Annotated in this window: 7 protein-coding genes and 1 pseudogene; 3 read left to right on the forward strand and 5 right to left on the reverse strand. The window is 68.1% G+C overall.

The genetic code is table 11. The features are described from left to right. Nucleotides 1–1,275: pseudogene (locus tag H7J73_RS34030) on the forward strand (HNH endonuclease signature motif containing protein); the annotation flags it as partial. Here H7J73_RS34030 and recD read toward each other — a convergent pair. From recD to recC, 3 genes are read right to left on the reverse strand one after another with little or no spacing between them, the layout of a single operon-like run. After that, nucleotides 1,276–3,033 (reverse strand): exodeoxyribonuclease V subunit alpha, encoded by a 1,758-nt coding sequence (gene recD / locus H7J73_RS24570; RefSeq protein WP_264070341.1) that lies wholly within the window; start codon nt 3,031–3,033, stop codon nt 1,276–1,278. Then, a complete protein-coding gene (locus tag H7J73_RS24575) occupies nt 3,030–6,359 on the reverse strand; it encodes a UvrD-helicase domain-containing protein (RefSeq protein WP_264070342.1) in 3,330 nt (1,109 codons plus the stop codon). Before H7J73_RS24575 ends, recD begins: the two co-directional genes overlap by 4 nt. After that, complete coding sequence (gene recC, locus H7J73_RS24580; RefSeq protein WP_264070344.1) at nt 6,359–9,679, reverse strand: exodeoxyribonuclease V subunit gamma; 3,321 nt, start codon at nt 9,677–9,679, stop codon at nt 6,359–6,361. Before recC ends, H7J73_RS24575 begins: the two co-directional genes overlap by 1 nt. A 95-nt stretch (nt 9,680–9,774) precedes the next feature. Here recC and H7J73_RS24585 point away from each other — a divergent pair, with 95 nt between their 5' ends. Next, the gene (locus tag H7J73_RS24585; RefSeq protein ID WP_264070345.1) at nt 9,775–10,350 is read left to right on the forward strand and encodes a hypothetical protein; all 576 of its coding nucleotides are present in this window, start codon (nt 9,775–9,777) and stop codon (nt 10,348–10,350) included. A 5-nt stretch (nt 10,351–10,355) separates the two neighbouring features. Here the strand turns inward: H7J73_RS24585 and H7J73_RS24590 are convergent, their stop codons facing one another. Next, nucleotides 10,356–11,684, reverse strand: coding sequence for a cytochrome P450 (locus H7J73_RS24590; protein ID WP_264070346.1), 1,329 nt, complete (start codon nt 11,682–11,684; stop codon nt 10,356–10,358). A gap of 178 nt (nt 11,685–11,862) precedes the next feature. On the opposite strand from H7J73_RS24590, the gene H7J73_RS24595 reads away from it, so the two are divergent. After that, on the forward strand, nt 11,863–12,435 hold the full coding sequence (locus tag H7J73_RS24595) for a hypothetical protein (RefSeq protein WP_264070347.1): 573 nt from the start codon (nt 11,863–11,865) through the stop codon (nt 12,433–12,435). On the opposite strand, the gene H7J73_RS24600 is transcribed toward H7J73_RS24595, so the two are convergent. Then, nucleotides 12,436–13,443, reverse strand: coding sequence for a VWA domain-containing protein (locus H7J73_RS24600; protein ID WP_264070348.1), 1,008 nt, complete (start codon nt 13,441–13,443; stop codon nt 12,436–12,438). Nucleotides 13,444–13,535: the final 92 nt, after the last annotated feature.

The following is a 13,535-nucleotide window of genomic DNA, read 5'->3' on the forward strand; positions in this document are numbered from 1 at the left end:
GTCGTGGGACGAGTTGACCGGTCCTGACGTGGTGCAGGTGTTGGTGCGGTTGGACACGCTGACGCGGTGTCAGCCGGTGATCGAACACCGCTTGATCGGGACAATGGTGCGCGACGGGTCGGCGAAAGAGTTGGGTGCGAAGAATTTCAGCGATGTGTTGACCACCGCACTACGCATCAGCCCCANAGACGCCAAGCGGCGGCTCAGGGATGCCGAGGAGTTGGGTGAGCGTAGGTCGTTGACTGGTGAGCTGTTGGCGCCGCGGATGCCGCACGTCGCGGCCGGCCAAGCTGCCGGGGTTATCGGTGGCGAGCATAGTGCGATCATTCGGGGATTCTTCACGGATCTGCCGGTGTGGGTGGATACGCCGATCCGGGAGAAAGCCGAAGCCGAGTTGGCTGAGGTGGCCGCCGAGTTCGGGCCTGAGGAGTTGCGTAAAGCAGCAGCGTTGATTGCTGCGCTGGTCAATCCCGATGGGGAGTTCTCCGATGCGGACCGGGCCCGTAAACGCGGGGTCACCATCGGCCGGCAGGGCCCGGATGCGATGTCCACCATCTCCGGGCAGATCACCCCGGGAGTTGCGGGCCACGGCCCGTAAACGCGGGGTCACCATCGGCCGGCAGGGCCCGGATGCGATGTCCACCATCTCCGGGCAGATCACCCCGGGAGTTGCGGGCCACGGTGGAGGCGGTGTCCTCGAAATGGGCCGCGCCGGGCATGTGCAACCCGGACGACGAGTCGCCCTGTGTCAAAGGCCGACCCAGCCAGGAACAGGTTCAGACTGATCGCCGCACCCCGGCGCAGCGCCAGCATGATGCACTGACGGCGATGGGCCGCGTACTGGACCTGGGTCGCAGCAAGCGGATCGCCTCGGCCGATCAACGGATCGTCCTGCACGCCAAAGACCGCGGCTGCACATTCCCCGGCTGCACCGTCCCCGGGTTTCTCACCGAAGTCCACCACGCCGAATGCGACTGGGCCGATGACGGCCACACCAACATCAACGACCTCACCCTGGCCTGCGGCCCCCACAACCGCCTCGTCGAATGCGACTGGGCCGATGACGGCCACACCAACATCAACGACCTCACCCTGGCCTGCGGCCCCCACAACCGCCTCGTCACACCCGGCGGCTGGCGCACCCGCAAACGCAAAGACGGCCGCACCGAATGGATCCCACCACCACACCTCGACACCGGCCACGGCCGCATCAACAAACACCACCACCCCGAGGAACTCCTCCACCCCGAGACAGACGACGACGCGCCGAACTGATCACAGTGTCTCGGCCAGTCGCAGCCGCAGACCGGTGGCCCGAACCACCCGGCGGTCAAGGGCGGCGCGGACCTCGGCCTCGGTGCCGACCACCCGGATCTTCGTCTTGGCCCGGGTGACGGCGGTATAGAACAATTCTCGTGACAGCAACCGCGAATCCTGCGGCGGCAGAAGCACAGTGACCTCGGTGGCCTGACTGCCCTGGCTCTTGTGGATCGTCATCGCATGCATGGTCTCGACGTCCGCGAGACGGCTGGTCGCGAAATCCAACGGTCCGGCCGCCGCGGAGATCGCCACCCGCAACGCACCGTCGGACAGCACCGTCACACCGGTGTCGCCGTTATACAGCCGCAGGCCATAGTCGTTGGCAGTGACCAGGATCGGCCTGCCGACATACCATTGCGTCCACAACCCTTCGCCGGTCTCCTCGGTCAGCCAGCGTTCCACCTGACGGTTCCAATGCCGGACACCCCACGGGCCTTCACGGTGCGCACACAGCAGGCGGTGCTCGTCGAGCGCAGCCAGTGCACCGGCGGTGTCCCCGGCGGTGGCCGCCGACCGGACGGCCAGGGCGTGCGGGACGAGGACCTGCCGTAACCGCTCGGCCGGGTTGTCGTCCTCGACGTACTCGATGTGCTCACCGCCGGCGCGCAACAGATCGAGCACCATGTCACCCTCGCCGCGCCGGATAGCCTCGGCGAGCCGACCGATCGACTCGCCGAACCGGTGCGAAGTGGTCAACGCCGCGACGCGAATATCGTTGCGCGTGCCGAGACCCTCGACCAGGTCGGCCAGTACTGCGCCCGCCTCCACCGAGGCCAGCTGATCAGGATCACCGACCAGGATCAGCCGCGTCGCCGGGCGTACGGCTTCCAGCAGCCGGGCCATCATCGTCAGCGGCACCATCGAGGTCTCGTCCACGACGATGACGTCGTAGGGCAACCGGTTAGCGCGGTGGTGCCTGAATCGCGCCGACGTATCGGGTCGGGACCCGAGCAACCGGTGCAACGTCACGGCCTGCAGACCCGACAGCCGAGCCTGGTCGGCCGCCCCGAGGTTGTCGATCTCGGACTGTACGGCCTGCTGTAGCCGGGCCGACGCCTTCCCAGTCGGCGCAGCCAGGGCAATCCGGGGCCGGGTGCGCCCGGCCAGCGCGGCCTGTTCGGCAAGCAGAGCCAACAGACCCGCAACCGTGGTGGTCTTTCCGGTGCCGGGGCCGCCGGTCAGCACAGTCGTCCACTGCGACAACGCAATCTGTGCCGCCGCGCGTTGCTCGGTGAACCTCGGCGCGGGGAACACCCGGTCCAGGCCGGCGGCCAGGGCATCCGGGTCCACCGGCACGTCGACGCCGCCCACTGCCAACAGGTCTGCGCAGACCTGCTCCTCCTCCCGGTAGTACCGGTCGAGATAGAGCAGCCGATCGGCGTACAGCCGCAACGCTGGCGGGGTCCCCAGTAGGGGGCTGGCCCGAACCACTGCCAACCATTGCGCGGGGTCCGGCCACGGCAGCTCGAGACCGATCTCCTGCGCGACGGTCATCAGGTCGACGCAAACCGACCCGGCGCGCAGTGCACGCACCGCCAGCGCAGTGGCCAGCAGCACCCGCTCGTCCGCCTCAGCGGTCAGCGCCGCCAGGCGGGTCGCGACATGCACATCGGCCGCTTCCAGCACTCCGGCTTCGTTGAAGGTGCGCAGCAGACCCGTCGCTCCGCGCACCCGCCGCCAGTCCTGCGGATCCGTCACCTCGACACTGGTCACCGGACCCCTTCGTCGAGCAGATCGGACAGCGCGGTGACCAGGGCCGCCGGCGGCTGCCAGCTGAACACTCCGGCCGGGTGCCCGTCGGTCAACGGCGTCGCCGGCCCGCACATGCCCCGCAAAAACAGGTACTGCACGCCGCCGAGGTGGACCGCCGGCCGGTAACCGGGTTGGCGCCAGCGCAGGAATCTATGCAGCACAACGCAATACAACAACGCCTGCAACGGATAGTCGGAGTGCAGCATCGCCTGGGCCAGCTGCGGCGGACCGTAGTCGGCGGCACTGAGCGGGCGACCCGGCTCGCCGAGTCGGTTCGTCTTGTAGTCGACGACGACATAGCGATGGGCAGTCCCGTCCGGGATGCGCAGCACCACGTCGATCGAGCCGGTCAGATAGCCACGCAGAGACTGACTCCCGAGGACCGGGCCGACCAGCCGGTCGGCATACCCAGCCAGGGGGTCATCAGCAGGCAGGTGCCTCCGCAGCAGCTCACCGACATCGGCCAGGGTGGTCTCTGTCGCCGACTGATCCGCCAGATCGCCACCAGCCAATGGGATTTCGAAATCCAGTTCGCGCAGTCGATCACGCTGGGCGATATCGCGCAACGTCAGACCGGGTGCCAACGGTCCCAGCGGGGTGTCGTGCACGGCCAGCAGCGCCGCCGCGAGCTCATCGGGATCGGCCGCCACCGACCACCAACCGGCGTGCCGGCGGATCTGCTCGGCCAGCTCGGCGGTCAGATCCGCCGCCGCGGGATCGGCCGTCTCGAGCACTGCGTGGACCAACGACCCGAAATCGGTGCCGCCGGGAAGGTTGCTCATCGGTGACTCCACCTGTGCGCCCGGCGAATCGGGCGCGGCGGGGACCGGAACATCCTCTACTTCGTCGTCCTTACCCGCGGTTTCCGGTTCGCTGGTTACGCCGGGCGATGCCGCCTCGATAACGGCGGAACCGGTCGACCCGGCAGCCCGGATCAGCCCCGAGTACGACGTGCGGCGCCACCGCGTGTCGATACCGCGATGGAAGTGGCGCACCGCCAGCCCGGTCGGCGGGGACACCGCGGGTACCTCGGGCACTTCGCCGGTGACGGCCCGCTCGATCACCGGTCCACCCTCGGCGGACCAGGCTTCGAAACAGGCAAGAGCATCGGCATCGGTTATCCCCCTGCGACATTCGTCGAGGACATCGGCATCACCTCTGGCCCGGCCCCGTAACAATCGCGACAGTCCACCGTTGATCTCATCCTTGGTCGGCGCCCACCACGCGACAACCTGCGACTGGGCCCGGGTCAACGCGACATAGGCCAGCCGGAGTCGTTCCCTGGCATCTTCGGTACGCCCAGCCCTGGCGGCGTCGTCGAAGTCGACCGCCGTCTGGCCGCCGATGTGCAGGCAGCGCCGGCCCCGGGCGTCGTGGTAGGAGATCACTTCGCTGCCACCGACGTACCGGTTGAAATTGAAGGGCAGGTAGACAATCGGATATTGCAGTCCCTTGCTCGCCCATACCGTCATCACTTGCACACCGGCCGCGTCACTGTCCAGGCGCCGGTTGCGCTCCGCTCGCCGCTGCTCGATGCAACGCTCGCGCAGCCAGTCCCGCAACGCGGGCACCCCGAGGCGCTCCCGGTGCGCAACCTCCTGCAGGAGCTGACCGATGTGCGCGAGATCGGTCATCAATCGCTGACCGCCGCGGTCGGCGAGTATCCGCCGACTCATCCCGGCGACGTTGGCAACTTCGAAGACGGCGGCAACCCCTCGCTCCCGCGCGTAATCCGCCCACTGCCGCAGTGTGTCGGCCACAGCGTCGGTCAGCGAGTCACCTTGTCGAACAACCTCTTCGACAGTGTATCCGAAGAATGCCGTGGTGGCTACGGCCCGCACCAGAGTGCTGCGATGGGTTTGGTCGAAACCGTCGAGCAGACAGAGCCATTCGGCGGCCGCCGCCGAGGAGAAGATATTCGAGTCACCGGTGTACACCGCGGGCACACCCACCGCGACCAGTGCGTCGTAACATCGGCGCGCATCGGCATGACTCTCGACGATGACGGCGATATCTCCGGCACCGAGGGCTCTGTCGCCGAACGTGACGTCCGCCGCCAGCGTGCCGGCGATATCGGCAGCCAGGTCGCGGGCTATGTGGGCGCGGACCTCGTCGATCGGAATACTCTGGGTACGTTGGTAACCCATCATCGCCCGGTCGACCACCCGCAGCCGAAACGGCACGTTGCGAGGTGCGCCGGCCAGCCGGTGACCCTGGTGGGCGGCGTCCACGTCGTGCACGACGATGGCTGGATCACCCAGCGCAGCTCCCCCCAGCACGCTGTGCAGGCTGTGCACCAGGGCACTGTCGCTGCGCCAGTTCGTCCCCAGGGTGAAGCGGGTGCCAGCGGTACGCGCGGCATCGAGGTAGGCGTCGATGTCGCCGCCACGAAACGCATAGATGGCCTGCTTGGGGTCGCCGATCAGGATGAGGGTCGAGTGCCCGCGAAACGCCCGGTCAACCACCTGCCACTGGACCGGGTCGGTGTCCTGGAATTCGTCGATCATCACGATGCTCCAGCGGCTGCGCATCCGGACGCGCGCCGGCGAATCCTCCGGTTCCAGGGCCTCGGCGAGCCGAGACAGCAGGTCGTCGAAGTGCAGGATGCCGAGACGTCTTTTTCGGATATCCATCTCCGCCAGCACATCCCGCGCGAACCCGATCCGCTCCGCAGCCATCGTGCCGGTCGGCGGGTCGATGGGCCGCAACTCAGTCCCGGCCTTGTCGACCACCGCGTTGGCCAGCGCCAGCGCTGCGGCCCGATCGAACACCGGCACCTCCGGCCGGCCGCCGAACCGGCGCAGATAGACGTCGTCGACGATTTCACGCACCAGATCGCCGAGATCCTCCACCAGGGTCACCCCGGCATCGCTATCTCCGGCCACACCAAGCGATTTCAGCACCAGCTGGCAGAACTCGTGGGTGGTGGTGATCGTGGCGGCGTCGAACTCGGCGAGCGCATCACGCAACCGGGTGTGCCGGGCCGCCCGGTCGGCGTCGGTGCCGGAGAGCAGATAGTCGATCAGCTCATTGCCCTCGGGCGGACTGCCAACCCCAAAAGCGGCGACCGCCTCGACGATCTGATGGCGCACCCGCTCGCGCAATTCGGCCGTGGCGGCGCGGCTGAAGGTGATGAGCAGCATGTCGTCGAGCGTCGCCGCGCCGTCGGCGAGATAGCGGGTGACCAGCCCCGCCAGCACGAACGTCTTACCGGTACCGGCGCTGGCCTCCAGCACCGTTGTCGACCCCGGTGCAGGCAGCGGCCCGAGCAGATTGAATCGGTCCATCAGCGTGCCCGCTTCTCGGCACGCAGCAACGGCAACCACAACCGGGCCGCGAACGCCCCCAGTCTGGTGTCCTCACCCGCCACCTCTTCGCCCGCGCGCGGCGGGATCAGGAGTGCCTCGAACGGCGCCGGTGGCCCGCCCCACACCCGGACATGCGCCGGTTCGCTGTTATCGCCACCGTATTTGCTTGTCCAGGTGCGACGCGCGGGTACCTCGGGGTCGCGGCCCCGCAGCCGGGTGCTCGCCCAGGTGTAGGACGTCTTGACCGGCAACGGAATCGGCTCGGCGCATCCCGCGTCATACAGTGCGATCAGATCCCGCAATACGACGGCAGCACCCCCGGTGGGCAGGCCCAACGTCCTGGTCAACGCGGGTTCGTCACCGTCGCGGCCGATGCAGACCGCCGACCAGTCGAGACCAGGTTCGGTGACGGCCAGGGCGAGCAGCCTTACCCACGGGTCGAGTAGGTGCCTGCCGTCGAGCCGGGAAAAGGTCACCGACACCACCCGGTCGCCGTAGACCGGTGTCACGGTCCCCGTCAGCCGGCGGTCACCGCCAAGGTCGATATCGATGTCGACCGCACGGGGTGCGGAGTCGCGATACGGTGCCTCTGCGTTGGCGAGTTCCTCGGCGCCATCCCGGATCGCCTTGGCCTGGCGCCAGCCGAGCTGACCGGGCGGCATTGTGCCGCGGCGCCATTCGGCGTCGAGCACCCAGCGCCGGTCCTTCCCGCGGCGCAGATCACCGAGCATCTGCTCGCCCACCTGCCAGCGCGCCAACCCGTCGAGCTCGATGGGCATCGCATCGTCGATCCCCTCGACATCGCGCGGCAGCGCCATATCGACCATACGGAAGAAGTGCCGGACCGGGTTCTTGACGAAGGCGATGAGATCGGCGAGCGCGATATCGCCGGCCGGCCGCACCAGCAGCGGGCCCTGCGGAAAGGCTTGCGGTTCGCGCAGCTCCCCCGCCGCGGCCCTGGCCGCGGTGAGGACCGTCGGATCGAAGGTGAACGGTGCAGGCACCCCGAGCGCCCCCGGGGTCACATTGCGAATATCGAAGGGCTGCAACGGGTGTTCGACGAGGATTTCCGGCCGCACTGGCGCCTCCGTAGTCTGGTCCAGCGCGTCGAGCAATTCCGCCAGCGGTACCGCCGGCGGCCTGCGGTGTCCGCTGTATTCGTCGGCGCCGGTGTAGGTGATCACCAGCTTGTCGGTCGCCGACATCACCGCGTCCAACAGCAATTGGCGGTCCTCGGAACGGATATCGCGTTCGCCGGTCATCGGCCGCCGGGCCAGCACGTCGTCGCCGTCGACCGCATCGAGGCGTGGGAACACGCCGTCGTCGAGACCGACCAGACACACCACCCGGTGCGGGATGGACCGCATCGGCACCATCGTGCAGACCGTCAGGGTCCCGGTCCGGAAGTTGGCCCGGGTCGGGCGCCCGGCCAGCTGGCGATTCAGCAGAGCTCGAATATCGTTGAGCCGCATCGGCATATCCCCGTGTGCACCGGCTCGTTCGATGGTATCGGCGAACTCACGGTACAGCTGTGCGGTCTGCCAGCCGTCGGGGCCGTCGGCGCGGGTCAGCAGACCGACGCCGTCGCGCAGGGTGTCGATCCAGTCGCGCAGCGGCCGGGTGCCCGACAGCGCATCGATCACCGCGGTCAGCCGGTCGACGTATTCGGCCACGCGGCCGGCGAGTTCCACCTTGTTGCTGCCCACATCGTCGAGAGGCAGCGTGGCATCAAGCCAGGCCTGGGCATCGTCGGACATCGCAACGCCCGACAACACCCGGTCCAGCCCGAAGCGCCAGGTGTTCTGGACATAAGTGTCGAGCTGATAGCGCGCACGGTGGGCATTGTCGATCCCCCAGCGGATGCCCGCGTCACGCACCCAGCCGGTGAGGGCTTCGAGATCGTCGTCGGTGAAGCCGAACCTGGCCCGGACCGGTGCGGCTTCAGCGAGGTTCAGCACCTGGCTCGCGGTGGCTCTGCCGTCCGCGAGGGCGAGTACCTGAGCCGCCACCCCGAGCAGCGGGTTGGTCTGCACCAGTGAGCGATCGGCCAGACGCACCCGCAGCCGGTGCGCCGGATGCTGTTCGCCCACCACATCACCGAGCCCGAACCCGGCGACGATCAACGGCGCGTAGGTCTCGATATCGGGGCACATCACCAGGATGTCGCGGGGTTCCAGTGACGGGTCGTCGGCGAGCAGACCGAGCAGCACCTCGCGGAGGACGTCGATCTGGCGCACCGGCCCGTGGCCACTGTGCACCTGTACGGACCGGTCATCCGGAACCAGCCGGCGGCCGGCCGGCCGCACGGTGTCGGCGCCGATATCGGTTTGCAGCCAGCCCAGCAGGCTGTCGGGCCGGGCGGGTGCACCGCCGACATATTCGTCGAGCACACCCGAGGTCGGCAGGCTGCGTCGCAGTTCGCGAAGGTCGCGGCCGAGGGTCGCGAGCAGCGGATGTCCGACGTGCTGGCGGTCGCCGTCCTCGGCGCGCGGGATCGGCCCGGCCTGCCCCGGCAGGCAGCGCCACAACCGGTCGCTGGAATGCGGAAGCCAGACGTGCAGATCGTGGTGGGCGGACAACGCCTCCAGCAGACCGATGTCGGTGCTCGACAGCCGGGTGTGGCCGAACAGTGACAGCCGGGCCGGCAGGTCCGTCGGTCCGGCCAGCAGCCGGTCGACGGTCTTGGCGTGGCGCTCGGCCGGAGTGTCCACGGCCAACCGCGTGCTGACCGCCCGCCACAGGTGTGGTTGCCAGCCCAAGTCCGGATCCAGGTCGCCGCCCGCCCCGTCGGTGGCGGCGCCGGCGCTCCAATCGGCCAGCAGCTGCGGGCGCTGGACAGCGTAGGAAGCGAACAGCCCGGCGATGCGGCGGGCAGTGGCGAACCGCCTCCCCTGCCGCAGCACCGCTTCCTCACCGGTGTCGAAATGACCAAGGTGCGCAGCCAATGTCGTACACCACGGCTCGTCCAAGCTGTCGTCGACGACGTCGAGCACCGGCCACACCAGAGCGTCAGGAGACCACGGATCTTCCGCCCCATCCGTCCCGCGGGACATGGTCAGCTCGGCGATCAACGACCCTGGCGAACGGAACGCCACACCCGCGCACACTCCGTCGGCCCCGCCGGTGGCTCCCCGGCCCAGGACATGAGACAGCCGTTGACTCAGCCAGCGTTCGACACCCCGGGCAGGCACCAGGACGAGTTCCTCGGCGAAAGGGTCGGCCAGCGGGGTCGCGAGCAACGCGGCGAGGCCGTCGGCCAGCAGGTCGGTGCGCTCGGCGCGGTGGACGTGAAATGCCATCGGTGACCACCCTAGGGTCAGGGTCCGACGAGACAGACAGCAATGCTTGCGAAAGCTGACGGCCGCCTGACAGGCCCGGCCGATATCGTCTGCCCGTGTCCCGGTACGAGCCACCCGAAGACGACCGTTTCTATTCCGAGCAAACCCGTGGGGCGAACTACGGCGCCCCGCAGGGCCCCCCGCCCCAACCGTGGTACCGCAGCGCGCCGGTCCTGCTGGGTTTCGGCGCCCTGGCCGTTATTGTGCTGGGCGCGTTAGCCTTTGCCGTCGTGAAGCTGTCCTCTCCGGCGACGTCACCGACGGCGGCGACCTCAAGTCCGACCAGTTCGACGGTGGCGACCAGCAGCGCCGCCCCCACCAGCACCCATCACAGCGGTGGCGGTGGCGGTGGCGGCGGTGGCGGTAACGGGCAGACCATCATCACCGAAGCACCGCAGGCGCCGCAGACCGTGACGGCCACCGACACCCCGACGGCCACCGACGCCCCGGTGACCACCGACACGCCGGTCACCACGGCGGCGCCGAGCACCGAGACCAGTACGAGCACCAGCACCGTCACCCAGACGGTCACGGCAACGCCCACCCGGCAGAACTATGGCGACAACGGTGGCGGCTTCAACAACGGTGGCGGCTTCAACAACAACGGGGGCCGCAACAACAACGGCCACTGATCGGATCAGACGTGCGGCAGGCGGACTCCGGACGGTGGAGTCCACGCGACGGGTAGCCGCTTGATGCCGTGGATGAACGCCGACCGCAGGATGGCCGGCTCGTCGGTGGCCACCAGATCCGGTATGTGGCGATGCAGTTCCTCGAAGGCAAGCCGGATCTCGCGCCGGGCCAGGTTCGCGCCGAGGCAGAAGTGGGCACCACCACCGCCGTAGCCGAACTGCGGATTGGGGCTACGAGTGACGTCGAAGCGCCACGGGTTGTCGAATTTCTCCTCGTCGCGGTTGGCCGAGCAGTACCACAACGAAACCTTGTCCCCGGCTCTCATCTTCGTGCCGCGCAGCTCGACATCCTCGCTCAGCGTCCGGCGCATGAAGTTCAGCGGCGACGCCCAACGCACGATTTCCTCGACCGCGGTAGGGGCGATGCCGTCGAAATCCGCCCACCACCTCTGGCGCTCGTCAGGGAAGTGAGTCAACGCAACCATGCCGTGGCTGATGGCGTTGCGCGTCGTCTCGTTACCTGCCGCGGTCAGCAGGATGAAGAACGAGGCGATCTCACTTGAGCTCAACCGTTCGCCGTCGACCTCGGCGTGCACCAGCGCGGTGGTGAGGTCGTCGCCTGGGGTCTCCCGCCGGCTCTCGGCGAGCTGGAGTCCGTATGTGGCGAGATCTGTTGTCACCGCCACGAGTTCGTCGTGCTGAACGGACACCTCGTCGTCACCGACACCCAACAACACGGTGGTCCAGTGAAAGACCTTCGCGCGGTCTTCCTCCGGGATGCCCATCATGTCGCAGATGATCGCCAGCGGCAGCGGCGCTGCCAATTCCGCGACGAAGTCGCACTGGCCGTCGGGATGGGCGGCGATCATCGCGTTGACCAGCCCGCGCGCCTGGTCGCGAACACTCGACTCGATTCGGGCCAGCACCTTCGGCGTGAAGGCGCGGTTAACGATGGTGCGCAGGCGCAGGTGCCTCGGGTCGTCGATCGAGATCATCGAACCGAGGAACTCGGCGATCTCGGGCGCGACATCCATCAGCGATGTGCTGGTGGGCTCCGAACTGAAGATCTGCGGGTGCCGGCTGGCGAAGTGCACGTCCTCATGAGTGGTCAGCGCCCAGTGTCCCGCCCCGGCCTCGAAGCCCGGGAATTCCGGGGTGGCCCAGAACGAGACGGGTGCCTCGCGGCGCAGCGCGGCGAAGCACCCGTCGCGCATGTCCTCGCTCTGATCCCAGAACTCCAGCGACTCCAGGTGGACATCCGAGATCGGCACGCGCGGCGGCGGTGCGCCGTTCTCCCGCGGTGCGATACCCGTCCTGCCGACAGTCACAGTCATCGTTGACCTCTCCAGGGAAAAGTGTGACATCTGTCACGTCGTGGGTCCAGGGTTTTCCCGTCCGCCCCGCTGAGAGTGTTTTCGGACGAAATGACAGCCGTGTAATCCCAGCCGCATTATCATCCGGGGGTCGAATTACGCTGCAGACACGCCGCAGGTAGTCGACAATCTGGTAACAATGGCCACTTTCGCACCATCTCCCAGCCGGCCACCCGCCCGGCGCCGCTGGCTGATCATTGCCCTGACGGTTGTCGCTGTCGTCGTCGCAATCGTCGCCGTCACCGGCATCAACCGCGCCCGGATGTCGTTCGAAGAGCGCACCGCCCAGGCCTTCACGGTCGGTGACTGCGTGGTGGTGCCGTCAGCGGCACCGAACGTGGTGCGGGCCGCCCGGGCATCGTGTGCGGTCGACCCGAGCTATACGATCGGCGCCACCACCACCGCGTCCGGCTCCTGCCCCAGCGCCGAATACCAGCAGTTCCCCGCCTCGGCCGCCGACGCCCCCACCGCGACACTGTGCCTGGTGCCCAACCTGGTCGCCGACCACTGCTACCAACTCGAGATGCCGGTCGGCGTGGTCAAACGCGCCGATTGCGCTGCAGCCCCGAAGGGCTCCGCTGCCGGCGTACTGGTTCAGGTCACCCAGCGGCTCGACGTCCGAGACCAGGGTGCGTGCCCGACCGAGAGCGGCCATTTCGCCTGGCCCTACCCCGCGCCCGCCCGGACCTACTGCACGCAGACGCTGTCCTAGCTACCCCGGCAACCGGCGGTTGATCAGCAGCCCCGCGAACGCGGCAAGTGCGACCAGGACGACACCGATGCGCAGCCATCCCGCGGTCGCCTCACCCGGGATGGTCTCGTAGCCGATCTGCTCCTGCAGTGTGGAGTAGACGCTGTTGAGCTGGTCCAGGCTGGACGCGCGGAACGCTTCTCCGCCGGACAGATCGGCTACCTGTTTGAGGTCCTCGTCGTCGACCGGCACCGGCTGTGCCACATTCTCGATCTCGACCGTGCCGCTGGCCGTGCCGAAGGAGATCGTCGAGATCGGCACACCCTGCCCCTTGGCAGTGCGAGCCGCGGTGAACGCCCCCTTGGGATCGTCGGGATTCGTCGGCACCGTCTCCTTGCCGTCGGATTCCAGCACGATCCGCGCCGGCGGAGGCTGATCCCCACCGCCCATCATCGCGCCGACGGTCGCGATCGCCTGCAGGGCGGTGAAGATCGCCTCGCCGGTGGCGGTCCGATCCTCGGGCTGGAGTTTGTCGATCGCCGCCTTCATCAGCGCGCGGTTCGTCGTCGGCGACACCAGCACAGTCGCGGTGCCGCCATAGGCGATCAGCCCCAGATTGATACCCGGCGTCAATTCGTCGACGAACTTCTTCCCCGCCGCCTCTGCCGCCAGTAGTCGAGTCGGCGCCACATCGGTGGCCCGCATGGACTCGGACACATCGATGACGAGCATGACCACCGCGCGGTTGCGTGGGATGCGGATATCGCGGGTCGGGCCCGCCATCGCCACCGTCAGGACCAACAGCGCGCAGACGATCAGGATCGCGGGCAGATGCCGCCACCGGCCGTGGCGCGTGGGCGCGACCGAGACCAACAGGTCCATGTTCGCGAACCGCAATGCGCGGTGGCGGCGCCGGCGCTGCACCACGACGTAGAGCGCTGCGACACCGACCGCCGCCAAGGCGAAAAGGAAGAACCAGGCGTGCGCGAAATTCGACAGTGTCATCGGCCCCAGTAAGGGCAAGGTCACAGGGCCACTCCGTCGCAGGTCATTTCCTCGAAACTAGAAAGTGGAGCTGGGAAAAGGGCGTCCATCAGGTGCCAACCTGCTGTGCATCGCCT

The sequence above is a fragment of the Mycolicibacterium komossense genome, from assembly GCF_025822605.1.
In the GTDB taxonomy this organism is placed as follows: domain Bacteria; phylum Actinomycetota; class Actinomycetes; order Mycobacteriales; family Mycobacteriaceae; genus Mycobacterium; species Mycobacterium komossense.

Excerpts from the sequence above, each read along its gene's own strand:
- recC (WP_264070344.1), bottom strand. The coding sequence starts at position 9,679 with ATGGCATTTCACGTCCACCGCGCCGAGCGCACCGACCTGCTGGCCGAC.
- H7J73_RS24595 (WP_264070347.1), top strand. The coding sequence starts at position 11,863 with ATGGCCACTTTCGCACCATCTCCCAGCCGGCCACCCGCCCGGCGCCGC.
- H7J73_RS24575 (WP_264070342.1), bottom strand. The coding sequence starts at position 6,359 with ATGGACCGATTCAATCTGCTCGGGCCGCTGCCTGCACCGGGGTCGACA.
- H7J73_RS24590 (WP_264070346.1), bottom strand. The coding sequence starts at position 11,684 with ATGACTGTGACTGTCGGCAGGACGGGTATCGCACCGCGGGAGAACGGC.